The sequence below is a fragment of the Cobetia sp. MB87 genome (genome assembly GCF_011319755.1).
Lineage (GTDB): Bacteria > Pseudomonadota > Gammaproteobacteria > Pseudomonadales > Halomonadaceae > Cobetia.
Genome location: NZ_VFBC01000004.1, coordinates 21,762 through 44,493 on the forward strand (window position 1 = coordinate 21,762; position 22,732 = coordinate 44,493).

The 22,732-nt window shown below is 62.8% G+C and carries 19 protein-coding genes; 8 read left to right on the forward strand and 11 right to left on the reverse strand.

The window, feature by feature from the left end; genetic code table 11:
• Positions 1-15: 15 nt before the first annotated feature.
• Positions 16-1,497 carry an exopolyphosphatase gene (gene ppx / locus CDPAHKCJ_RS02735; RefSeq protein ID WP_166018693.1) on the reverse strand — a complete coding sequence of 494 codons (1,482 nt, stop codon included), beginning with the start codon at positions 1,495-1,497 and terminating at the stop codon, positions 16-18.
• Between the two features lie 485 nt (positions 1,498-1,982).
• Here ppx and trxA point away from each other — a divergent pair, with 485 nt between their 5' ends.
• The 5 genes from trxA to folM all read left to right on the forward strand — a co-directional run bounded on the left by trxA (position 1,983) and on the right by folM (position 7,454).
• Positions 1,983-2,309 carry a thioredoxin gene (trxA, locus tag CDPAHKCJ_RS02740; RefSeq protein WP_166018619.1) on the forward strand — a complete coding sequence of 109 codons (327 nt, stop codon included), beginning with the start codon at positions 1,983-1,985 and terminating at the stop codon, positions 2,307-2,309.
• 596 nt (positions 2,310-2,905) lie between these two features.
• The gene (gene rho / locus CDPAHKCJ_RS02745) at positions 2,906-4,165 is read left to right on the forward strand and encodes a transcription termination factor Rho (RefSeq protein WP_043332997.1); all 1,260 of its coding nucleotides are present in this window, start codon (positions 2,906-2,908) and stop codon (positions 4,163-4,165) included.
• 171 nt (positions 4,166-4,336) lie between these two features.
• A complete protein-coding gene (gene ubiD, locus CDPAHKCJ_RS02750) occupies positions 4,337-5,806 on the forward strand; it encodes a 4-hydroxy-3-polyprenylbenzoate decarboxylase (RefSeq protein ID WP_054556519.1) in 1,470 nt (489 codons plus the stop codon).
• Positions 5,807-5,892: 86 nt separating this feature from the next.
• Entirely contained in the window at positions 5,893-6,687 is a 795-nt protein-coding gene (locus CDPAHKCJ_RS02755) for an FAD-binding oxidoreductase (protein ID WP_166018620.1), read from the forward strand.
• A 53-nt stretch (positions 6,688-6,740) separates the two neighbouring features.
• Entirely contained in the window at positions 6,741-7,454 is a 714-nt protein-coding gene (folM, locus tag CDPAHKCJ_RS02760) for a dihydromonapterin reductase (protein ID WP_166018621.1), read from the forward strand.
• 204 nt (positions 7,455-7,658) lie between these two features.
• On the opposite strand, the gene CDPAHKCJ_RS02765 is transcribed toward folM, so the two are convergent.
• Together CDPAHKCJ_RS02765 and CDPAHKCJ_RS02770 are read right to left on the reverse strand one after the other, a co-directional pair.
• The gene (locus tag CDPAHKCJ_RS02765; protein WP_166018622.1) at positions 7,659-8,369 is read right to left on the reverse strand and encodes an anti-sigma factor; all 711 of its coding nucleotides are present in this window, start codon (positions 8,367-8,369) and stop codon (positions 7,659-7,661) included.
• Positions 8,348-8,902 carry a sigma-70 family RNA polymerase sigma factor gene (locus CDPAHKCJ_RS02770; protein ID WP_166018623.1) on the reverse strand — a complete coding sequence of 185 codons (555 nt, stop codon included), beginning with the start codon at positions 8,900-8,902 and terminating at the stop codon, positions 8,348-8,350. Before CDPAHKCJ_RS02770 ends, CDPAHKCJ_RS02765 begins: the two co-directional genes overlap by 22 nt.
• 724 nt (positions 8,903-9,626) lie before the next feature.
• On the opposite strand from CDPAHKCJ_RS02770, the gene CDPAHKCJ_RS02775 reads away from it, so the two are divergent.
• Positions 9,627-10,787, forward strand: a complete 1,161-nt coding sequence (locus CDPAHKCJ_RS02775) for a 3-deoxy-7-phosphoheptulonate synthase (protein ID WP_166018624.1) — start codon at positions 9,627-9,629, stop codon at positions 10,785-10,787.
• Between the two features lie 302 nt (positions 10,788-11,089).
• Entirely contained in the window at positions 11,090-13,231 is a 2,142-nt protein-coding gene (locus CDPAHKCJ_RS02780) for a PhoX family phosphatase (RefSeq protein WP_166018625.1), read from the forward strand.
• 202 nt (positions 13,232-13,433) lie between these two features.
• On the opposite strand, the gene ppk1 is transcribed toward CDPAHKCJ_RS02780, so the two are convergent.
• On the reverse strand, positions 13,434-15,725 hold the full coding sequence (gene ppk1, locus CDPAHKCJ_RS02785; protein ID WP_166018626.1) for a polyphosphate kinase 1: 2,292 nt from the start codon (positions 15,723-15,725) through the stop codon (positions 13,434-13,436).
• Positions 15,726-15,773: 48 nt separating this feature from the next.
• The gene (gene hemB, locus CDPAHKCJ_RS02790) at positions 15,774-16,793 is read right to left on the reverse strand and encodes a porphobilinogen synthase (RefSeq protein ID WP_166018627.1); all 1,020 of its coding nucleotides are present in this window, start codon (positions 16,791-16,793) and stop codon (positions 15,774-15,776) included.
• A gap of 653 nt (positions 16,794-17,446) precedes the next feature.
• Between hemB and elbB the strand changes: the two genes are divergently transcribed.
• Positions 17,447-18,133, forward strand: coding sequence for an isoprenoid biosynthesis glyoxalase ElbB (gene elbB, locus CDPAHKCJ_RS02795; protein ID WP_166018628.1), 687 nt, complete (start codon positions 17,447-17,449; stop codon positions 18,131-18,133).
• 206 nt (positions 18,134-18,339) lie between these two features.
• On the opposite strand, the gene tatC is transcribed toward elbB, so the two are convergent.
• The 6 genes from tatC to CDPAHKCJ_RS02825 all read right to left on the reverse strand — a co-directional run bounded on the left by tatC (position 18,340) and on the right by CDPAHKCJ_RS02825 (position 22,729).
• Positions 18,340-19,131: a twin-arginine translocase subunit TatC gene (gene tatC, locus CDPAHKCJ_RS02800; protein ID WP_166018629.1), complete on the reverse strand. Its 792-nt coding sequence runs from the start codon at positions 19,129-19,131 to the stop codon at positions 18,340-18,342.
• Entirely contained in the window at positions 19,131-19,529 is a 399-nt protein-coding gene (tatB, locus tag CDPAHKCJ_RS02805) for a Sec-independent protein translocase protein TatB (RefSeq protein ID WP_166018630.1), read from the reverse strand. Before tatB ends, tatC begins: the two co-directional genes overlap by 1 nt.
• Positions 19,530-19,534: 5 nt before the next feature.
• Complete coding sequence (gene tatA, locus CDPAHKCJ_RS02810) at positions 19,535-19,789, reverse strand: Sec-independent protein translocase subunit TatA (RefSeq protein WP_043332981.1); 255 nt, start codon at positions 19,787-19,789, stop codon at positions 19,535-19,537.
• A gap of 109 nt (positions 19,790-19,898) precedes the next feature.
• Positions 19,899-20,234: a phosphoribosyl-ATP diphosphatase gene (locus CDPAHKCJ_RS02815; RefSeq protein ID WP_043332980.1), complete on the reverse strand. Its 336-nt coding sequence runs from the start codon at positions 20,232-20,234 to the stop codon at positions 19,899-19,901.
• 201 nt (positions 20,235-20,435) lie between these two features.
• The gene (gene ubiB, locus CDPAHKCJ_RS02820) at positions 20,436-22,064 is read right to left on the reverse strand and encodes a ubiquinone biosynthesis regulatory protein kinase UbiB (protein ID WP_166018631.1); all 1,629 of its coding nucleotides are present in this window, start codon (positions 22,062-22,064) and stop codon (positions 20,436-20,438) included.
• A complete protein-coding gene (locus tag CDPAHKCJ_RS02825; RefSeq protein WP_166018632.1) occupies positions 22,061-22,729 on the reverse strand; it encodes an SCP2 sterol-binding domain-containing protein in 669 nt (222 codons plus the stop codon). Before CDPAHKCJ_RS02825 ends, ubiB begins: the two co-directional genes overlap by 4 nt.
• Between the last annotated feature and the right edge of the window lie 3 nt (positions 22,730-22,732).

The following is a 22,732-nucleotide window of genomic DNA, read 5'->3' on the forward strand; positions in this document are numbered from 1 at the left end:
TTGCTCGGCGCTCGCTCAGGAATCGGCCAGTGTCAGCGTCATGCCGGCGGCTTTCTGCAGCTCGCTTTCCTGGCTGAGGTCATCGTTGATCAGGCTGTGATCGCGATATTCCTCGGTCAGATTGAGCGTCAGGTCGTCGCCTTTGGCGCTGAGATGCATGCCCAGCACCGGCGCTTCCGAGCGTGAATGGTTGAGCATCACCGCCATGCGCAGCAGGCGTGCCAGGCGCGCCAGACGCGGTTGCTGCGGTTCCGGCAGCGCCGCCAGTTCATTCTTGGGGAACTTGCGGCGGTGGGCGCGGACCAGGAAGGCCAGCGCGCGCTGTTCCGGACGCGAGAAGCCGAGCAAGTCGGAATGCTCGAGCAGGTAGGCGCCATGGCGATGGAACTGACTATGGGAAATCGCCTGGCCGACTTCGTGGAGTTCGGCGGCCCAGCTCAGCAGCTGACGTGACGTGGACCCCAGCGCCCAGTCGCCGGCGACCTGATCGAACAGCTGCAGGGCGGTGTCGCGCACATTGCTGGCGTGGCGGGTATCGATGCCGTAACGACGCTGCAGCGACTCGATGGCCGACAGGCGTGAATCCTCCGGCGTGTTGCGCCCGATCAGATCGAACAGCACGCCTTCACGCAGCGCGCCGTCGGAGTAGCGCATCTGCTCCAGTCCCAGTGCCTCGAAGACACCGCATAGGATGGCGATGCCCGCCGGGAAGACGGTGGCGCGATCGCTCTTCAGGCCCGGCAGGCTGACCTTGTCGAGACGTTTGAACTCCAATAGCGCCGCGCGCAGCTTGTGCAGCCCTTCACGTGTGACCATGCCATGCGGTGCCCAGCCATGCGCTTCCAGCACGTTGGCGGCGGCCTTGATGGTGCCGGAGGAGCCGACCGGGTCATCCCAGCCCATCTCGCGATAGGTGCGCTGGATGCTGGCCAGTTCCGAGCGTGCGGCCAGCTCGGCGCGGCGCATGCGCTTCTCGCTGATCTCGCCATCCTGGAAGAAGGCCTTGGTATAGGCGACACAGCCCATGTGCAGACTTTCCAGCAGCTGGGGCTCGAACTGCTCACCGATGATGAACTCGGTGGAACCACCGCCGATATCGACGATCAGGCGCTTGCCGTGCACATCGGCCAGTGCATGCGCCGCGCCCAGATAGATCAGTCGGGCTTCTTCGCGCCCGGCGATGATCTCGATGGGATGCCCCAGCAGGGCCTCGGCACGCTCGATCAGCTCTTCACTGTTGTGCGCGGCGCGCAGGGCGTTGGTGCCCACGACCCGCAGATGGTCGGCCTCGATGCCATCGATGAAGGGCGCGAACTGGGCGAGGCAGTTGAGGGCGCGCTCCATGGCTTCTTCGCTGAGCATGCCGTCTTCGTCCAGCCCTGCCGCCAGCTGGACCTTCTCACCCTGCTTGGCCACGACCTGCAACTGCCCCGCCTGATAGTTGGCCAGCAGCAGGTGGAAGCTGTTGGAACCCAGATCGATGGCAGCCAGCTTCAAGAGCGGGGCCTCGTTGCCGGCACTGCCTTCATCAGAGGCGGCGGGTTGCGGGTGCTGGGAGGGTGCTGATTCACTCAAGGCGGAGTCCTTAACGGCGGGTCATTCATGGCAGGCATCATGCGCTGCCTCCTTCACGCCAACTCCTGCGGCGGCTTCCTTGCGTACCGATCATGGCGCAATTGAAGTTGTCGTGAGCGTGGGCGGCCACCGGGCGCGATCCTGTTGCCGGGCGATGAAGCTGGCAGCAGAGCAGGGCGATGACTCTCGCAAGATTGCGGCGACTGGCCAGAGGTGTCAAACCGGCGGCACACACGGCTGGGCCCGCCACGAGGGACTGGCGGCACATTCAGCGCATGGGGCATGCTATTCTAGCGGCGTGGTGTGACAGAACGACGAAGTCGCGGGTCATCATCACGCACAATGAGTCGCAAGCCATCACGCAGCAGAATCAGCAAGACCAACCGGGTCTGGGAGATAACGTCGCGATGAGCGAACGTGTGGTACCGATTGCAGAAAGGGACTTCGAATCCGTGGTGCTGGAAAGCGAGCACCCGGTGCTGGTGGATTTCTGGGCTTCCTGGTGCGGGCCGTGCAAGAGCGTGGCACCGACGCTGGAATCCCTGGCCGAGGAATACGAAGGGCAGCTCAAGATCGTCAAGGTCGATGTCGATGAAGCTCCTGAGCTTGCCGCCCGTTTCGGCGTGCGCGGTGTGCCGACATTGATGCTGTTTCTGGGCGGCAATGTCGAAGCCAGCAAGGTGGGCGCCATGCCGCGCGCGCAGCTGGCAGCCTTTCTGGATGCCAATCTGTGAATCGGGTCTTGCCGCCGCCAGGTGCCTTGAGGCGACAGTGAAAGCGCCACGTCAGCGGCGGCTATCACAGCACTGGTTGGCCGGTGGCGAGCTATTCAGGCAGCGCCGGATGCGCCACCAGGCCGCCGGGGCTTGCGTTCAGGGGCTGGCTTGACTACCATCGAGGCGTTCGCCTGATTACACGCTCTCTGATTGCGTCATGTCGACCGTCCCACGGTCCCCCAGTTGTCAGCCAGCCCTCTGGTAATGCTGCCCGCGACACGCTGGCCAGCCACCAGGCGATTCATACCGCTAGATTCCATATCGAGAAGACTTTTCTGTCAGGAAGCATGACGCTCCGTGTCCCTTCGACCGGTCCGTCGTCGCTGGACATCCGTAGCTCGACACTCCGTTGCTGAATTCGTTGTTCGGCCGTGGTGAGTGATCTTTCCTGAACTTTTGGCACCTGTCTTCATCCAGCTCAGGCGCTTGCCTCCGGGAATGCTGTCGAGTTCTGTCTGCACCTTTGCAGTGCCGGTCCTTGCCTTCTGCCCGTCTTCTCGATTCCCTTCTTATCTATCAGCCCTGCTGACCTGAGCCACGTTCAAACAAAGCCGATGAATCTTACCCAACTCAAGCAAAATACTGTCCCCGAGCTGCTGGAACTTGCCCAGACGATGGGCATCGATAATCTGGCACGTTCGCGCAAGCAGGACATCATCTTCGCCATCCTCAAGAAGCACGCGAAAAGCGGTGAGGACATCTACGGCGACGGCGTTCTGGAAATCCTGCAGGACGGCTTCGGCTTCCTTCGCAGTGCAGACTCTTCCTACCTCGCGGGTCCTGATGACATCTACGTTTCACCGTCCCAGATCCGTCGCTTCAATCTGCGCAAGGGCGACACCATTTCCGGCAAGATTCGTCCGCCGAAGGAAGGGGAGCGTTACTTCGCGCTGCTCAAGGTCAATCAGATCAACTTTGACCGTCCCGAGAATGCCAAGCACAAGATCCTGTTCGAGAACCTGACGCCGCTGTTCCCGCAGTCGCGCCTGCTGATGGAAATCGGCAACGGTTCCACCGAAGACATCACCTCGCGCATCCTTGATCTGACCGCGCCGATCGGCAAGGGCCAGCGTGGCCTGATCGTCTCGCCGCCCAAGGCGGGCAAGACGATGATGCTGCAGAACATCGCCGCCTCCATCACGCGCAACAACCCCGAATGTCACCTCATCGTGCTGCTGATCGATGAGCGTCCCGAGGAAGTCACCGAGATGTCGCGCACCGTGCGTGGCGAAGTCGTGGCCTCCACCTTCGATGAGCCGCCGGCCCGTCACGTCCAGGTCGCCGAGATGGTGATCGAGAAGGCCAAGCGTCTGGTCGAGCACAAGAAGGATGTCGTCATCCTGCTCGATTCCGTGACCCGTCTGGCGCGTGCCTACAACACCGTGGTGCCGTCTTCCGGCAAGGTGCTGACCGGTGGTGTCGACGCTCACGCGCTCGAGAAGCCGAAGCGCTTCTTCGGTGCCGCGCGCAACATCGAAGAAGGCGGCAGCCTGACTATCCTCGCCACGGCGCTGGTCGATACCGGTTCCAAGATGGACGAAGTCATCTTCGAGGAATTCAAGGGCACCGGTAACATGGAAGCCCACCTCGACCGCAAGCTGGCCGAGCGTCGTGTCTTCCCGGCCCTCAACATCCGTCGCTCCGGCACGCGTCGTGAAGACCTGATCGCGTCCGAGGATGAAATGCAGCGCATGTGGATCCTGCGCAAGCTGCTCAACCCGATGGAAGATGTGGCGGCCACCGAGTTCCTGATCGATCGCCTGAAAGATACCAAGACCAATCTCGAGTTCTTCGAGGCCATGAAGCGCCGCTGATCGACACTTGGCCCAGCCGGTTGGCTGGCCATGTTCTCGACAGGTGCTTGTAATGTGCTTGCCAGGACGCCCACTTCCTCCCCGGGAAGTGGGCGTCCTGCGTTGTTGGCCTGCCGAGTGCCGGCTGGCAATGGTATGCTCGGGACTTGATCAAGCCGAGCGGAAACTCCCATGCAGTATCGAGACTTACGCGATTTCATCGCGGCGCTGGAAGAGAAGGGCGAACTCAAGCGCATTCGTGCCGAGGTGGACCCCTATCTGGAGATGACCGAGATCTGCGATCGCACCTTGAAGGCGGGTGGTCCGGCGTTGCTGTTCGAGAACGTCAAGGGGCACAGCATGCCGGTGCTGGGCAATCTGTTCGGCACGCCGCGGCGCGTGGCGCTGGGCATGGGCCAGGAATCCGTCGAGGCGCTGCGCGAAGTCGGCGAGCTTTTGGCCTTCCTCAAGGAGCCGGAGCCGCCCAAGGGCTTTCGGGATGCCTGGGACAAGCTGCCGATCTTCAAGCAGGTGATGAGCATGGGGCCGAAGAAGGTCAAGCGTGCGCCCTGTCAGGAGATCGTCCTGGAAGGGGATGATGTCGATCTCGACATGATTCCGATCCAGCACTGCTGGCCCGGAGATGCCGCGCCACTGGTGACCTGGCCACTGGTGATCACGCGCGGTCCGCACAAGGAGCGCCAGAATCTCGGCATCTATCGCCAGCAGAAGCTCGGCAAGAATCGCCTCATCATGCGCTGGCTGGCACATCGCGGCGGCGCGCTGGACTTCCGCGAGTGGCAGAAGGCCCATCCGGGCGAGCCCTTCCCGGTCGCGGTGGCACTGGGTGCCGATCCGGCCACCATCCTCGGCGCTGTCACGCCGGTGCCGGATTCACTCTCCGAGTATGCCTTTGCCGGTCTGCTGCGCGGCTCGCGCACCGAGCTGGTCAAATGCGGCCTGTCGGATCTCGAAGTCCCGGCCAGCGCCGAGATCATCCTGGAAGGCTATCTGTATCCGGATGACGTGGCGCCGGAGGGCCCCTACGGCGATCACACCGGCTATTACAACGAGGTCGAGACCTTCCCGGTCTTCACCATCGAGCGCATCACCCATCGGCGCGACCCGATCTATCACTCCACCTATACCGGGCGTCCGCCGGATGAGCCGGCGATTCTCGGCCTGGCGCTCAATGAAGTCTTCGTGCCGATTCTGCGCAAGCAGTTCCCGGAGATCGTCGACTTCTATCTTCCGCCGGAAGGCTGCTCCTACCGCATGGCGGTGGTGACGATGAAGAAGCAGTACCCCGGCCACGCCAAGCGCGTGATGATGGGGGTCTGGAGCTTCCTGCGTCAGTTCATGTACACCAAGTTCGTGATCGTGCTGGATGATGATGTCGATGCCCGCAAGTGGGAAGATGTCATCTGGGCCATCACCACGCGCATGGACCCGAGCCGTGATACCGTTCTGGTCGACAATACGCCGATCGATTATCTGGACTTCGCCTCGCCAACGGCGGGTCTTGGTTCCAAGATGGGCATGGACGCGACCAACAAGTGGCCCGGCGAGACGGACCGCGAGTGGGGCGAGCCCATCGTGATGAGCGAAGAGATCACATCCCGTGTCGATGAGCGCTGGGACAGTCTGGGCATTCTGGACTGATTCCGCGACTGACCATCAACACCCATGCATTTACCCTGTCGTTGCGCGGCGCGCTGGCGGCAGGCATCAGACAACAAGAGGATACGATGACGGCGCGGACCCTGACCTGTCATGTCGAGAGTGTGGAAGATCTGACCCCGGACGTGTTTCGTGTGCGCTTCGCTGCACGTCCCGAGGCCCTGGCGCACGCGCCGGGCCAGTATCTCGAGATGAAGCTCGATGACACCACCTGGGTACCGTTCTCCATCGCCAATGCCGCCAGTGATGATGGCGTGCTCGAGCTGCATATCCAGCATTGGCCGGAGCGCAGCAATTCCGCGCGTCTGCGCAGTCTGCTGGTCGCGGCCAATCAACTTGAGCTGCGCCTGCCCAGCGGCGAGTGCGTGCTGGACCTCGATGACCCCAGCCCCATCGTGCTGATCTGTGCCGGTACCGGGTTCTCGCAGATGCACGCCATGCTGCAGGCGGCGTTTGCACGTGGCCTGACCCAGCCCATCGAACTGTGGTGGGCGGCGCGCGAGCGGCGTGATCTGTATCTGGAGAGCGCGGCGCTCAACTGGGCCGCCAGTCAGCCCAACTTCCGTTATTTCCCGGTACTGGAAGAAGCGCCGGAAGTCGGTGATGCCCACCATCGCGCGCTGGAAGCGGCCGGTGTCGAGACCGCGTTCAATGGCCATCTGGGACGTATCGATGAGGCGCTGCGCAAGCACGCGGGCAGCATGACGGGCAAGCGCGTCTATCTGTCCGGCTCGCCGGGCATGGTCTATGCCTGTGTCGATGCGCTGACACCATTGGGTGTCAAGGCCAGTGCGCTGAGCTCCGATGTGTTCAGCTATGCGCCACGCGAGCCGCTGCTGGACCCGTCGCTGGTCCGTGCCTGAAGCTGCCTGACATTGCTTGAAGCTGCCTGACCTTGTTTGAAGGAGTCGAGTGAATGAGTCAGTCCCCGATACTGATCACCGGTGGCGCCCAGCGTCTGGGGCGCTATTGTGCCGAGCGACTGATCGATGATGGTCATCCGGTCATCATCAGTTATCGACGCGAGCGGGAAGAGCTCGACGCCCTGCGCGCGCTGGGCATTCGCACCGTGCAGGCGGACTTCTCCAGCGAGGCAGGCATCCAGGCCTTCATCGCGGCGATTCGTGAGCTGACGCCGACGCTGCGGGCCATCGTGCACAATGCCGGCGACTGGGCGCCGGATGGCGACGGCGAGGGGCAGGGTGAGCTGTTCGAGCACCTCTTCCGTGTCCACATGCAGGCGCCGTACCTGATCAACCTGGCGTTGCGCGATCTGCTGGAAGCCGGAATCGAGACGCAGGCGGACATCGTCCACATGAGTGACTTCGTGGTCCAGAAGGGCTCGCGCAAGCATGCGGCCTACGCGGCCAGCAAGGCGGGGCTCGAGAATCTGACCTTGTCGTTTGCGTCGATGTTCGCGCCACGCATCCAGGTCAACACCATCGCGCCGGCGCTGATCATGCTGCGCCCGGACGATGATGATGACTATGCCGAGCGTGCGCGTGCCAAGTCCTTGATGCAGCAGGTACCGGGGCCGGGCGTCATCTGGCAGGCATTGCGCTATCTGCTGGATAGTCCCTATGTCACCGGCACGACCCTGCCGGTGGATGGTGGCCGCCACCTGCGCTGATAGCTTCTGTCAGCGAGTCTTTAGGCTATCGTTCTTGGCTTTCGAGGCGTGGCATTCGAGGCGTGACATTCGAGACCTGAGCACAGCACGAAAAAAGCCCCCACTGAGATGCGAGGGCTTTTTTCGTTGTTGCGATTGTTGCTGCGATCGTTGTTGCGATTGTTGCTGCGATCGTTGGCGCGACATCCTGCACTAGCGAAGCGCTTACAGGATGTGGCGGCCTTCGACCGGCGTCAGCTGACCTTTCTTGAGGGTCGGGCCCATCTGGTTGCCGGAGGGCGCGCCCTGCGGGTTTTCCAGCGTGATCACCAGATCGCTGTCGGGGAAGGCGGCCAGATACTCCTTGGGCACCTCGACCTTCATGGTGCCGGAGTGCGGCAGGATGCCCAGTGACATCGGCTCCTTGCCATCCTTGGCCATCAGCCACAGCTCGCAGACCTTGCCGGGGGCCGGTGCCTCGGGCCTGACGGCCTGCACCATCATCTCGCCCGAGTGGGAGGCGTTGACGATCCAGCCGGGGCTGCTGTCAGAGTTGTTGACCACGAACACGTAGTCGCTCTCCATTCTCGCGTTGTGTCCCAGGCTGAAGGTCAGGGTGACCGCCAGTGCCAGGCTGAACGCCGTGGCGGTCATGCCCTGCCACAGGCCCAGGCGACGCCACCAGGGCTGACGGGCAGTGCCCGTCGCCTCGGCGATGCCTTGCCAGACATGGGCCGGTGGCGTGACGGGGGAAAGCTGTTCATTGAACACGTTGAGATGCTCGCGCCAGCGCTCCACATCACGTTGCAGGTCGTGGCTGACGGCCAGCAGTGACTCGAATGCCGCGCGCTCGTCGCGTGTCAATGTGCCGAGCGCATATTCGCCCGCTGCGGCTTCGCGCAGTTCCGGGTCGCTCAGATCAAATGACTCATGCATGTCTTCAACCTCTCGAGTCCACGACGGACCCAGCTCTTGACGGTGCCCAAGGGCTGGTCCAGTTGATTGGCCAGATCCTGGTGGGTGAGACCTTCGAAATAGGCCAGTTCCAGGGCGCGGCGCTGATCGTCATTCAGCTCGGCCAGGCACTGGTGGAGTTCACCACTGTGCTGGGCCAGGTCGACATCTGCCTCGATATCACTCCGCCCCGGCATGGCAGCGATCAATTCATCGCTGTCATGCTCACTGGGTCGCTGTCGACGTATCCAGTCGATGGCGATATTGCGGGTCATGGTGCCGAGCCAGGTCATCGGGCGGGCGCGGCCGGCGTCATACTGGCCGGCGGCGGCCCATACCCGGATGTAGACCTGCTGAAGACAATCCTGCGCGGATGCCTCATGTCTCAAGATACGCAGCAACTGAGCGTATAGATGCGCACTGGTTGCTCGATAGAGCTGATCCAGTGCCTTGGCATCCTGCCGGGCGCATCCCGACAGATACTCAATCAGTGCATCATTTCGGGAATCCTGCATGCATGCATTCCAAGCTGTGGGCGCGGTGTCAGGCACCGCTGGACGAATGCGTGTTGCCGATCATGTTGCTCGACAACCAAAGATTATACTGATGCCACTTCAGGCTGATAGCCCTTCTTTATGCGTGCGGGCAACGGTTTGTTGCCGGTTCACGCTTGCGCAGGACGATCTGGAGTGCAAGGATAGATCCATTACCTTTTTCATCGTCACTACTGGATATCGGCCCGACCCATGAATCAGACCATCAGCCACCGCCCGTCCACTGTCGCTGCCTGCCCTTCGGGCCAGGTCGCGGCGGCGTGTGCGGCCGGCTATTGGTATTGGTTTACACAGGGGCGCGCCTGAGGTTACGGCGCGCCTGTCTCGTACGGGCTGCCACCACCTTGAAGAACCCCCGGTCGCAGCCACGGCCGGGGGTTCTTGCGTTTCGGGCCTTGCGAAATCCATGACGAGAGGCATGTCACCCTAACGTGCCGACAATGATTGCAGCATGAATGACGAGAGGAATGACCATGTGCACCACTATCCTGACTACCCGCTTTTCTCTTGCCTCCGCTCGGGTCGTGCATGGTTATTGGCGCTGGCGATTTAGCGGCGTCCTGCCTCTTTCCGCTGTCACCGCGGGGCAGGGTGAGCAACACCGGGGTGACGATTCGCGAAGTCCCTGTCTGTCAGAATGAATATTGCGTGATGGAGCCGAGGCTTCATCACAGGAGAAAAGACCATGAACGCCAGCCTTGAACGCGTGTTGACCGCCAACCCGCACACTGCCGACGCTACTGCTGACCCCTTGACTGCCGAGAACGCCACCGTGACCCGCTCTGATGCCGCCCAGACACCGACCACACCCGGACGCATCAGTCGTGAAGCCCTGCCCAGCGCCAGCGAATTGCGCGAGCAGCTGCCGGTGGACGCCGACCTGGCCGGCCAGATTCGCCAGCATCGCGATGAGATCAATGCCATTCTCGCCGGCGACGATGATCGTCTGCTGGTGGTGGTCGGGCCGTGCTCCATCCATGATCTCAAGGCCGCGCGCGAGTATGCCCAGCGCCTGGCGGTGATCGAGCCGCAGGTGCGTGATCGCCTCAAGCTGGTGATGCGTGTCTATGTCGAGAAGCCGCGCACCACGGTGGGCTGGAAGGGGCTGGCCTATGATCCGCATCTGGACGGCAGCGATGACATGGCCACCGGCCTGCGTCAGGCGCGCGAGCTGATGCGCGAGATCAACCAGCTGGGCCTGCCGGTCGCGACGGAGCTGCTGCAGCCGCTGACCGCCGCCTACCTGGAAGACCTGCTCGGCTGGGCGGCCATCGGCGCCCGCACCACCGAGTCGCAGATCCATCGCGAGATGGCCTCCGGCCTCGGCTGTGCGGTGGGCTTCAAGAACGGCACTGACGGAGGCGTCGAAGTCGCCGTGCAGGCCATCGGGGCGGCGGCTCATGGGCATCGCCACTTTGGCATGGATGACTGCGGGCGTCCGGCGCTGATCGAGACCGCGGGCAATCCGCATACCCATGTGGTGCTGCGCGGTGGTCATGGCCAGCCCAACTATGACGCTGCCTCGGTGGCCGCCTGCCGGCGTGAGCTGGAAGGCGCTGGCCTGACGCCGCGCCTGATGGTCGACTGCAGCCACGCCAATTCGCGCAAGGATCACCGCCGCCAAAGTGAGGTGATGCTGGATGTGCTCTCTCAGCGCCTGGCGGGGGATGATGCCTTGATCGGCGTGATGCTCGAGAGTCACCTCAATGAAGGCAAGCAGGCCTTGCCGGCAGCGGAGAAGCTTTCCCAACTGCGTCATGGCGTGTCCGTCACCGATGCATGCCTGGGCTGGGAAACCACCGAGCACCTGCTGAACCTGGCCGCTGAGCGCCTGCGCGAGGCTTGATGCCAGGTCTCACAGATCAGGTCTCACACATCAGGCCTCAGGCGACAGGCTCAGACGTCAGGCTCGCGCTTCGGTGGAAGGATGACGTCGCGCTTGCCTGATGTTTGCTGAATTGGTCGGCTTGTCCTGAAACTCCCAGCGCCCAACGGTCGAAAGGCCGTTGGGCGCTGTCGTCTCTTGTCCTTGTTGCCCGTTCGTCACGGAATTGTCATCGGGCTCGCGTATCACTCTTGTTGCCTTCGGCATGCCTCAGAGGACATGCCTGAACAGAACAACCCGAAACCTGACTACGGGGAAGCGACATGAGCAAGGAAATCGAAGACCATCGCCTGCTGAATCCCAGCAGCAACGAGACGTTCTCATCCGTCATCGAACGACACATCTCGCGTCGTCGTGTCCTGCAGGGTGGCCTGGGGATGGCGGCTGCCAGCATGCTGGGTGGTTTCGGTCTTGCGGGGCTGAGCACCACGGCCAACGCCGCCAGCAACGCTGCGGGCGAGAAGACGGCTCTGGCGCTGGCCTTCGAATCGATCAAGGGTTCCCGCACGGATGCCGTCGTGGTACCCAAGGGGTATACCGCACAGGTGCTGGCGCCGTGGGGCACGCCGCTCAATGCCAAGGCACCCAAGTGGAGCAAGGACCTGGCGATGACGCCGGAGATCCAGCTCAACACCGTCGGCATGCATCACGATGGCATGCACAACTTCGCCTTGAGCGACGACACGGCCTCCAGCAACTTCCTGCTGGTCATGAACAACGAATACATCGATCAGGATGCTCTGTGGGCACCCAAGGGCGGCGCGACCAATGCGGATTCCGGCAAGCGTCCGGCCGATGAAGTGCGCACCGAGATCAATGCCCATGGCGTGACCATCGTCGAGGTCAAGAAGGTCAGCAACGGCAAATGGGAAGTGGTGGGCGATTCGCGCTACAACCGCCGCTACACCAGCGCCAGCGAAATGAAGCTGAGCGGCCCGGTAGCGGGCAGCGATCACGTCAAGACGGCCTTCTCGCCGGATGGCATGCGCACCCGTGGTACCAACAACAACTGCGCCAACGGCTACACCCCGTGGGGCACCTACCTGACCTGCGAAGAGAACTGGCCGGGTTACTTCGTCAAGCGCAGCGATCGTCAGCTCGATGACGACCGCATCGGCATCGAGACCGAGCGCGGCCGCTATGGCTGGGAAACCGCCGCCGGGGATGCCAGTGAAGTCGATGGCGAGTTCGCGCGTTTCGACAACACGCCGACGGCAGACAGCGCCGACAAGGATTACCGTAACGAACCGCGGACCTTCGGCTATATCGTCGAGATCGATCCCTACACCGGCGAGCAGGCCATCAAGCGCACCGCGCTGGGCCGCTTCCGTCACGAAGGTTGCTGGCCGGGCAAGCTGGTCGAGGGTGAGCCGGTGGTCTTCTACTCCGGTCACGATTCGCGCAACGAGTACATCTACAAGTTCGTGTCGGACGCCAAGTGGGACGCCGCTGATGCCCGTGGTGACGGTGACGTCAAGGACCGCCTGGCGATCGGCGACAAGTATCTGGACAAGGGCACCCTGTATGTCGCCCAGTTCTCCGCCGATGGCACCGGCAAATGGCTCAAGCTGACGCCGGACGCCGTGACCAGGGATGGCCGTACCTTGGCCGAGGCTCTGGGGCTGGCGGCCGATGACCTGGCAGGCATCATCATCCACACCACCGATGCGGCTGACCTGATGGGTGCGACCCCGATGGACCGTCCGGAGTGGGGCGCGGTGGACCCGGTGTCCGGCGAGGTTTATATGACGCTGACCAACAACTCCAAGCGCACCGAAGAAGGCACTGACGCCGCCTTCACCAACGATGGCACCGCCATCGAGGAGCCGGGTGTCGGTTACAAGACCGCGCCGACCAACGCGGCCAATCCGCGTGGCAACAACGAGGCGGGGCAGATCATCCGCTGGCGTGAAGCGGGCGATCACAAGGCCTTCGATTGGGAGATCTTCGTGTTCGGCGCAGCAGCCAGCGATGCCGACAACCTGTCCGGCCTGACCGAGATGAACGAGTTCGCCAGCCCCGATGGCCTCTACTTCGACGGCCGCGAAGGTCAGGACAGCATCCTGTGGATCCAGACCGACAACGGCTACGAAGGCATTACCGAGGTCACCAATGACCAGCTGCTGGCGGTCGTGCCGGCAGGGCTCGAGCAGGCCGAGGGGGACGCGGCCGTGATCGGTGCCGACAACCAGGCACAGCTCAAGCGCTTCGCGGTGGGCCCGAACGGTTGTGAAGTCACCGGTATCTTCACTACCCCGGACAAGACCGCGATGTTCATCAACATCCAGCACCCGGCCAACTGGCCGCAGAGCGATGATGCCACCGCCGCGACCGACGGCAGTGTGCGTCCCCGCGCCGCGACCGTGGTCATCCAGCGCGAAGATGGCGGCCAGATCGGCGTCTGATGAAAGCCGCGCGCCAGGTGTGAAAACGAAGCCCCCGCATCGATGATGCGGGGGCTTTTTCATGCGTCTGGAAGTGGCGCCTTTTCGTCCCAGAACGCTCATCGTTCAAGAGAAAGGAGAGGGCCAACGACAACGGCCCCCACGCAAGCGTGAGGGCCGAGAGTTCATGAGCTTTGTGCTGTCCTGTCGTTGTCGAGCGCGATCAGGCCTTGGCAGCGTAGGCGAACAGCAGGGTTTCCTGCACGCTGATCGGCTCCGCGTCGCCGGCATCCAGCTGGGTGTAGTGGCCATCGCTTTCCAGGCGCCAGCTCTGGCAGTTGTCGACCAGGTAGGTGTCCAGGTCCTTGCGGATACGCTGGGCCAGCTTCTTGTCGAGCAACGGGAAGCAGGTCTCGACGCGGTGGAACATGTTGCGCTCCATGTAATCCGCGCTGGAGCACCAGGTTTCTGGCTGACCGGCATTGTGGAAGTGGAAGGTGCGCGTGTGCTCGAGGAAGCGACCGATCACCGAGCGTACGCGGATATTGTCGGAAATCCCCGGTACGCCAGGGCGCAGACAGCAGACGCCGCGGATGATCAGGTCACACTGCACGCCAGCACGCGAGGCGCGGTAGAGGGCGCGAATCAGCTTGGGCTCGGTCAGTGAATTGCATTTGACGATGATGTGGGCGCGCTTGCCCTTCTCGGCATTGCGCGCTTCACGGTCGATCATCTCCACCATGCGCTCGTGCAGCGTGAAGGGGGCGTGCAGCAGCTTCTCGATATCGCGCTGCTTGCCCATGCCGGTCAGTTGCTGGAAGACCTTGTGGACGTCCTCGCACAGCGTCTCGTTGGCGGTCAGCAGGCTGTAATCGGTATACAGACGCGCCGTCTTGGCGTGGTAGTTGCCGGTCCCCAGGTGTGCATAGTGGCGCAGTTCGCCGTTCTCGCGTCGCACGATGTGCAGCATCTTGGCGTGGGTCTTGTAGGCCATCACGCCGTAGATGACGATGGCACCGGCTTCCTGCAGGCGTGAGGCCAGCTGCAGGTTGTCGGCTTCATCGAAGCGGGCGCGCAGCTCGATCACCACGGTGATCTCCTTGCCCTGGCGTGCGGCCTCGACCAGCGAGGAGACGATGTTGGAGTCGGCCCCGGTACGGTAGAGGGTCTGCTTGATGGCCAGCACGTTCGGGTCACGCGCCGCCTCTGCGAGCAGGTTCTCGACCGGGGAGAAGGACTGGAAGGGGTGATGCAGCAGGATGTCCTCGCGACGGATCGCATCGAACAGGCTGTTGTCGCCCTTGAGCGCCTTGGGAATGCCCGGGGTGAACGGGGCGTAGAGCAGATCCTCGCGGCCGACGTCGCCGATGACTTCCATCAGGCGGTTGAGGTTGACCGGGCCCTTGACCTGATAGAGGTCGCGCGTCTCCAGATCGAACTGCTTGAGCAGGAAGGTGTAGAGCGCTTCCGGGCAGTTGTCCGCCACCTCGAGACGCACCCCGTCGCCGTAGCGCCGCGCCAGCAGCTCGCCACGCAGCGCGGAGGCCAGGTCGGAGACATCCTCGGCATCCACCGAGAGATCGGCGTTGCGGGTCAGGCGGAACTGATAGCAGCCCTTGATCTTCATGCCCGGGAACAGCTCCTGGGCGTGAGCGTGGATCATCGAGGACAGGAAGACGTATTCGGTGTACCCCGGTTCGACCAGGCCATCCGGGATGCGGATCAGGCGCGGCAACGAGCGCGGCGCCGGCAGGATGGCCAGACCCCCTTCGCGACCGAAGGCATCCTTGCCTTCCAGCTCGACGATGAAGTTGAGGCTCTTGTTGACCAGGCGCGGGAACGGGTGCGACGGGTCGAGGCCGATCGGGCTGATGACCGGCTGGATCTCTTCCTCGAAGTAATCGCGCACCCAGGCCTTCTGGGCGTTGTTCCATTGATTGCGGCGGCGGAAGCGGATGTGCTGCTCTTCCAGTGCGGGGATCAGGTCCTCGTTGAGCATGCGGTACTGGCGTTCGACCTGCTCATGCGTGATGCGGGACACCTCATCGAGCACCTTGCTCGGCAGCATGCCATCACAGCCGGGGTCGGTGCGATCGAAGGCGATCTGATGCTTGAGGCCTGCCACGCGAATCTCGAAGAACTCGTCCATGTTGGACGTGAAGATCAGCAGAAACATCAAGCGGTTGAGCAGCGGATGCGAGGTATCCTTGGCCTGCTCGAGTACGCGGATGTTGAACTGCAGGTTGGACAGCTCGCGATTGAAGTACAGTGCCGGATCGGCGAGATCAGCTTCGGGGGAGGGGGTGGCCTTGGCATGGATACCGGTACGCGTCCGGTTGACGCGCAGGGGCAGCGGTTCCTGAGCCGGCGGCTCATCCGCCGCCAGCTCGATCTCGCCTTCCCGTGGGGTGGATGCTGCCTTGGGGGCAGCATCCTTGTCGCGATTGTCAGCGACTTCCGGCAGGGTCGCCGTGTCGTTGTCGTTGTCGGTGTCTTGCTTGGGCGTCTGTTCCATCATCAACTCCATGATCCCGGTCAGCCGCATCCGCAATGGCCGGGGTTGTCAAAGGCGGTTTTTCTGCGCCAGCAATTCGGCCGCCTGGCGAGCAAAATAGGTGAGGATGCCGTCGGCCCCCGCACGCTTGAAGCACATCAGCGACTCGAGAATGACCTTGTCGGCATCCAGCCAACCGTTCTGGAAAGCGGCCATGTGCATGGCGTACTCGCCGCTGACCTGATAGGCGAAGGTCGGCACTTCCAGCTCGCGCTTCACGCGCGTTACCACATCAAGATAGGGCATGCCCGGCTTGACCATCACCATGTCGGCGCCCTCGGCGATGTCCATCGCCACCTCATGCAGGGCTTCGTCGCTGTTGGCGGGGTCCATCTGGTAGGTCTGCTTGTCGGCCTTGCCCAGATTGCCGCTCGAACCGACCGCGTCACGGAACGGGCCGTAATAGTTGGAGGCGTACTTGGCCGAGTAGGCCATTATGCGCGTGTTGATCAGGCCTTCCTGTTCCAGCATGTCACGGATGGAGCCGATGCGACCGTCCATCATGTCGGAAGGTGCCACGACATCGGCACCGGCTTCCGCATGTGACAGCGCCTGCTTGATCAAGGTCTCGACAGTGCGGTCGTTGAGCACGTAACCGTCTTCGTCGAGAATGCCGTCCTGACCGTGAACGGTGTAGGGATCGAGTGCTACATCGGTGATGACGCCCAGCGTCGGAATGGCTTCCTTTAGTGCACGCACTGCACGCTGCACGAGACCATTGGCATTGTAGGACTCCTCGGCCAACAGGCTCTTGGCTTCAGCGTCTATCACCGGGAACAGCGCGATGGCCGGCACGCCGAGGGCATGCACTTCACGGCATTCTTCCACCAGCAGATCGATGGAGCGACGCTCGACACCGGGCATGCTGGTCACGGCTTCACGACGCTTTGAGCCTTCGAGAACGAAGACCGGCAGGATCAGATCATCGGCCGTCAGCTGATTTTCACGCATCAGGCGGCGAGAGAAGTCGTCCTTGCGCATACGGCGCATACGAGTCGCAGGAAACTGGCGCGGGGTACGTTGGCTCAAGAAATGCTCTCCGGGTCGGGTGGTCCGCTCCCGTGATGGTCGCAGGCAGTCTAGGTCTATAATATTTCATTGATATTACAGTGATGCCAGCGGTCATGGGGCAGGGCCAGTCACGTGAGGTGCCAGCAGGGACTGAACATGGCGACAAGGCGTCTGTCGGGCGACGAGAAGGCCTGGCTTGCGGCCTGCAAGTGGGTGGCCCGTGACGGGAATAGTCGTCCCTGTGACAGTGTCAATCCAGTATATCAGCGTTGACTTGTGGCCACAGGCGCAGGAGATGTGTCGCGGTGTCGCGCCTCATGCACGCTCACCTGGGTCGGGTGTAGTGGGGCTGCAAGACGACTCCGGACACCGCGGCAAGCCACCGGCACCAGCGTCTTGATGACATCCGAGTGGACTATGGGCGGCACTTGAGTTGTGCCAGGGCCGCCCATAGTCTTGAGGGGATGCGCAGTGACATGCCTCGCCTGCACGCCTGTCACTGTCTGCCGCGTGGCGGCCGCGCATCTTCGCTGCCGCTGAAGCGTCTCGCGCCTGGCGTGATGCCGGGCATGAAATGAGGCTCGGCATTCGAATCAGTCACGCGCTTGTATTAGTCTTTTCTGACCTGTCCGGCAATCGCCGCGCACAGCTCATCGTCAATGGAGTAACCCATGACCAAGCAGGTAGCCCTGATCCTTTCCGGTTGCGGTGTCTTTGATGGCTCCGAGATCTATGAAACTACCCTGACGCTGCTGCGTCTCGATCAGCTGGGCATTGCCTATGAATGCTTTGCACCGGATATCGCGCAGCATCATGTGATCAATCACGGCACTGGCGACGAGATGGAGGAGACCCGCAACGTGCTGGTCGAGTCCGCGCGTCTGGCACGTGGCAAGGTGCGCCCGCTGGAAGAGCTGTCAGCGGACGACTTCGATGCGCTGATCCTGCCCGGTGGCTTCGGCGCCGCCAAGAATCTGTGTGACTTTGCCGTCAAGGGCGAAGATCTCGAACTCGTCGCTGGCCTGCAGGAAGCGGTGCAGCCCTTCCATGCGGCCGGCAAGCCGATCGGCGTGATGTGCATCGCGCCGGTGATGGTGCCCAAGCTGCTGGGTGAGGGCATCTCGGTCACCATTGGCAACGATGCCAGTGTCTCCGGGGCGATCAGCGCCCAGGGCGGTCTGCACAAGAGCTGCGAGGTGACGGACATCGTCGTCGACGCCGCCAACCGTGTCGTCACCACCCCGGCCTATCTGCTGGCGGAGCGCATCAGCGAAGCGGCCCAGGGCATCTTCAAGCTGGTCGAGCGCATCGATAGCTGGATCGAGGACGACAAGGCGCGCGCCGCCGAGCAGGGCTGATCTCGATACGCCAGGGCGTCTGTCGTGATAGAGCGCGCCTGGTGCGAGCAAGTTCCTTGGAAGCATAAGCCCTTGGAAACAGAAAGCCCCTGGAAACAGAAAGCCCCGCCGGGTTACCGGCGGGGCTTTCTGTTTCTGATGCTCTGGTTCTGATGCTCTGTTTCTGGTGCCCGGATTCTCGAATACCCGATTGCAGGCAGCCACGTTCAGGGCGTTTCCTGCGAGGCCTCATCGTCTGAGGCTGCACGCCGACGCTTGAAGAGGCGCGAGGCCAGAATGCCGACCTCGAACAGCAGCCACATCGGAATCGCCAGCAGAGACTGCGAGATCACGTCCGGCGGTGTCAGCAACATGCCGACCACGAAGCAGGCGATCACGATATAGGGGCGCTTCTTGCTCAGCGCCTCCACCGTGGTCGCGCCGGTCCAGATCAGCAGGAAGGTGGCGATGGGAATCTCGAAGGCCACCCCGAAGGCGAAGAACAGCTTGAGGACGAAATTCAGGTACTGATTGATGTCCGTCATGATCGCCACGTTCTCGGGGCCCGTGGTGGTGAAGAACTGGAACAGCAGCGGGAAGACGACATAGTAGGCGAAGGCCGCACCGGCATAGAACAGCAGGATGCTGGAAGCCAGCAGCGGTAGCGCCAATGCCTTCTCGTTCTCATAGAGGCCCGGCGCGATGAACGCCCAGGCCTGATAGAGCACGGCGGGAATCGCCAGGAACAGCGCCACCACCAATGTCAGCTTGAAGGGCGCCAGGAAGGGCGAGGCCACTTCGGTGGCGATCATCTGTGAACCCGGTGGCAGCAATGCCATCAGCGGTTCGGCGACATACAGGTAGATCTGGTTGGAGAAGCCGTACAGCGCGGCGAAGACCACCAGCACCACCAGGGTGGCGCGCAGCAAGCGCGAGCGTAGCTCGATCAGGTGCTCGATGAGCGGCGCATGTGCGGCGTCGCCCTGACCACCTGACGGTGAGGCATGTGGATCACTCATCAGGTACGTGGCTCTCGTGATTCACGGGTGTCGGAAGCAGTGCCCGGCTCAGTGGCCGGCGCACCATTCTCGGCAGGAAGGGGGCTGGGGGCAGCGCCGGGAGCGCCTGCATCGCGGGGCGTGCTGGATTCGGTGATGCCACGCTCGACATCGCGTGCCTCGTTGCGCGCATGAGCGAGCGTCTCATCGAGCTGCTTCTTCTGCTCGTTGAGCGTCTGACGCAGTTCCTCGGCTTCCAGCTGGGCACTGATTTCCTGCTGAATGCCCGAGACACTGCGCTTGATGCGTCCCAGCCACAGACCCGCAGTGCGGGCGGCCCGGGGCAGACGCTCCGGGCCGAGCACGATCAGCGCCAGCAGCGCGATCAATGCCAGTTCAAAAAAGCCGATATCGAACATGCGGGTTACGAGCGCTTGTCAGCGGTATCGCGGCTCTCGGCCTCGACATCGATGGTGTCGCCACGCTTTTCCTCATGCGCGACCTTCTGCTGGGCAGTCGGCTCGTCGCTCTTCTTCTCTTCTTCCTTCATCGCGCCCTTGAAGCCCTTCACGGCACCGCCGAGATCAGAGCCGACGTTGCGCAGCTTCTTGGTCCCGAAGATCAGGATGATGATGCCGAGCACGATGAGAAGCTGCCAGATACTGATGCCACCTAACATGGGAAATTCTCCATTTGGGCCGCCGACACCGGGTCATTGGGCCTTGAGACTTGCAGGGTGCTGGCACCGCTGCCGGAAAGCCGACTTGCGCCGGAAGAATACGGGTCCTTCACTGGCCGCGAGCGGCCTTTTCATCATGACCGGAAACACCGAAGCGGCGTGCCAGCTCATCCAGCACTTCCTGATGATCCAGCCCCAGGTGCGACAGCATGACCAGTGAATGGAACCACAGGTCAGCGGTCTCACCGATCACGGCACGCTGCGAGTCCACGTCGTCGTGAGCGAAATCCTTGGCGGCCAGTACGGTTTCGGTCGCCTCTTCACCAATCTTCTCCAGTACCTTGTTGAGGCCCTTGTGATGCAGGCTCGCGACATAGGAGGAGGTCGGGTCAGCGTCGCGCCGTTCTGCCAGTACCACTGACAGACGGTTGAGAATATCACTCATGAATCATCATTCCTGAAAGCTTGGGTCTTGCGTTAAGTCATCGAGTTCTGCGCTGACGGCACGCCTGCATGGCAAACGGCACGGCGTGGGCAGGCGACTCAGGATGCAAGTGTTATATGTCATTCATATTGCACTGCGTCCCATGGAGCGGCAAGTTTCGTTGCGCGCCTAGCCAGACAGGCCATCATGCCTGTCTGCGGACTAGCGCCACAGCAATAACACGATTCCCAGTCCTGCGCCCACCAGTACTGCCACGGGCTGGGTCTGTGCCCAGGCCATCAGGGGCTGCCAGCCGAAGGCACCGGCCACCAGCAGCAGGCCTGCACGCAGCCGCCAGCTGGTGCTTGAGGCGTGATTTACCCGGTCGCGCAGTGTGGTGATGGCCTCTGTCTGGCGCTGACGGGCGCGATGCTCTTCCTCGATGCGCTCCATGGCCTGGAAGGCCATCGCCGGCAGCTGAGGCAGCTGATGCGACAGCTCCGGGGCCTGCTTGACCATTTCAGCCCAGAACGCCTTGGGACCGGCGCGCTCCTTCATCCAGCGCTCCAGATAGGGACGGGCGGTGGCCCACAGGTCGAGGTCTGGATACAGCTGGCGGCCCAGGCCCTCGATGTTGAGCAGAGTCTTCTGCAGCAACACCAGCTGCGGCTGGACTTCCATGTTGAAGCGGCGCGCGGTCTGGAACAGACCCAGCAGTACCTGGCCGAAACTGATGTCCTTGAGCGGCTTCTCGAGAATCGGCTCGCAGACGGCGCGGATGGCCGCGGCAAACTCGTTGGCGCGCGTGCCTTCGCCGACCCAGCCGGACTCGATGTGCAGCGCCGCGACCTCATAGTAATCCTGGCGGAAGAAGGCCAGCAGGTTGCGGGCCAGATAATCCTGGTCCTCGCGGGTGAGGCTGCCGACGATACCGCAGTCGATGGCGATGAACTGCGGGTCGTGCGGGTTCTCGCGCGAGACGAAGATATTGCCGGGGTGCATGTCGGCGTGGAAGAAGTTGTCACGGAATACTTGGGTGAAGAAGATCTCCACGCCGCGTTCGGCCAGCTTCTTGAGGTCGGTGCCCTGCGCGGTCAGCTCCTCGATATCGGCGACCGGAATGCCGCGGATGCGTTCCTGCACCATCACGCGGCGGCGCGTCAGTGGCCAGTGGATGGTCGGGACGTAGAGCAGCGGCGAGTCGAGGAAATTGCGCTTGAGCTGGGAGGTGTTGGCGGCCTCCTTGTGCATGTCGAGTTCGTCGAACAGCGTCGCCTCGTAGTCGGCGACGACCTCGACCGGCCGCAGGCGACGGGCTTCCGGCGAGACCTTCATCAACAGACGCGCGAACATGTAGAGCAGGCCGATGTCCTTGCGCATCACTTCCTCGATGCGCGGCCGTATGACCTTGACCACCACATCCGAGCCATCGTGCAGGCGTGCCGCGTGGACCTGGGCGATGGAGGCTGAGGCCAGAGGCTGGGCCTCGAATTCGGCGAAGGCTTCCTCGACCGACATCTCGAGTTCCTGCTCGACCAGCTCACGCGCGACCTGGTTCTCGAACGGCGGCACCTGATCCTGCAGGCGCTTGAGTTCGTCGGCGATGTCCGGCGGCAGCAGATCGCGGCGCGTCGAAAGCATCTGGCCGAACTTGATGAAGATCGGGCCGAGGGCCTCGAGTGCCAGACGCAGACGCTCGCCACGCGTGCGTCTGCCGATGGGGAACAGTCGCAGCGGCGACAGCTTGAGCAGCGGGCGCAGCAGGGCCGGCACGCGCCCCGGCGGCACCAGGTCGTCGAGGCGGTAGCGGGCGATGACCCACAGGATGCTCAGCAGGCGATAGAGTCTCACGACGGCTGGCACTCCTGCTCGGCAGGTTGATGAGAGGTGGCGGCCTCGAGATGACGGCGCAGCCGCGCCAGACGCGCTTCGGTGCGATCCAGACACTGGGTCAGCTCGGTCAGCTCGTCGCGCGCGACACGCATCTGCGCCTGACCGGGCAGCCAGCGCGCTTCCTCGGTGAGGTACTCGCGCAGGTCCAGTTCCAGCTCGCGGCGGCTGATCAGGCCGAAACGCCCGAGACTGCGCAGGCCGCTGGCCAGGCTATGGCCGGGGGCTTCGCCGAACCACTCACTGAGCGCGCCTTCCCAATCCAGGTCGAGGTCCATCACCAGGTCACGGGCGCTCTCCAGCAGATGGATACGCCCACGCACGGCGAGGCGACCCTCGAACATCAGGCGCTCGATGGATTCACCCGACAGCAGGGCGGCGGCGGTCTCCATGTCGAGCTCCACTACCACATCGCCATCGCTCTCGTTGGCCTGGGGCAGGCGCAACAGGTGCAGGCCCTGCAGGTCGAAATGCACCAGCAGGTCGAAGGCGGGGCGTTCGACACGCACCAGCAGGCGTCGGCCTGCCAGTGCATTCAGGCGCGACGTCGAGGCCGGGTCGCGAGCGAGCAGCTGATTCAGCGTCCGCTCAGCGGTCGCCAACAGCAGGGGGGTCAGCAATGCCATGAC

Coding starts and splice junctions, on each gene's coding strand:
- ubiD (WP_054556519.1), top strand. CDS start 4,337: ATGCAGTATCGAGACTTACGCGATTTCATCGCGGCGCTGGAAGAGAAG.
- CDPAHKCJ_RS02755 (WP_166018620.1), top strand. CDS start 5,893: ATGACGGCGCGGACCCTGACCTGTCATGTCGAGAGTGTGGAAGATCTG.
- rho (WP_043332997.1), top strand. CDS start 2,906: ATGAATCTTACCCAACTCAAGCAAAATACTGTCCCCGAGCTGCTGGAA.
- trxA (WP_166018619.1), top strand. CDS start 1,983: ATGAGCGAACGTGTGGTACCGATTGCAGAAAGGGACTTCGAATCCGTG.
- CDPAHKCJ_RS02775 (WP_166018624.1), top strand. CDS start 9,627: ATGAACGCCAGCCTTGAACGCGTGTTGACCGCCAACCCGCACACTGCC.
- elbB (WP_166018628.1), top strand. CDS start 17,447: ATGACCAAGCAGGTAGCCCTGATCCTTTCCGGTTGCGGTGTCTTTGAT.
- CDPAHKCJ_RS02765 (WP_166018622.1), bottom strand. CDS start 8,369: ATGCATGAGTCATTTGATCTGAGCGACCCGGAACTGCGCGAAGCCGCA.
- ppk1 (WP_166018626.1), bottom strand. CDS start 15,725: ATGGAACAGACGCCCAAGCAAGACACCGACAACGACAACGACACGGCG.
- CDPAHKCJ_RS02815 (WP_043332980.1), bottom strand. CDS start 20,234: ATGAGTGATATTCTCAACCGTCTGTCAGTGGTACTGGCAGAACGGCGC.
- tatC (WP_166018629.1), bottom strand. CDS start 19,131: ATGAGTGATCCACATGCCTCACCGTCAGGTGGTCAGGGCGACGCCGCA.
- CDPAHKCJ_RS02780 (WP_166018625.1), top strand. CDS start 11,090: ATGAGCAAGGAAATCGAAGACCATCGCCTGCTGAATCCCAGCAGCAAC.
- folM (WP_166018621.1), top strand. CDS start 6,741: ATGAGTCAGTCCCCGATACTGATCACCGGTGGCGCCCAGCGTCTGGGG.
- tatB (WP_166018630.1), bottom strand. CDS start 19,529: ATGTTCGATATCGGCTTTTTTGAACTGGCATTGATCGCGCTGCTGGCG.
- CDPAHKCJ_RS02770 (WP_166018623.1), bottom strand. CDS start 8,902: ATGCAGGATTCCCGAAATGATGCACTGATTGAGTATCTGTCGGGATGC.
- CDPAHKCJ_RS02825 (WP_166018632.1), bottom strand. CDS start 22,729: ATGGCATTGCTGACCCCCCTGCTGTTGGCGACCGCTGAGCGGACGCTG.
- tatA (WP_043332981.1), bottom strand. CDS start 19,789: ATGTTAGGTGGCATCAGTATCTGGCAGCTTCTCATCGTGCTCGGCATC.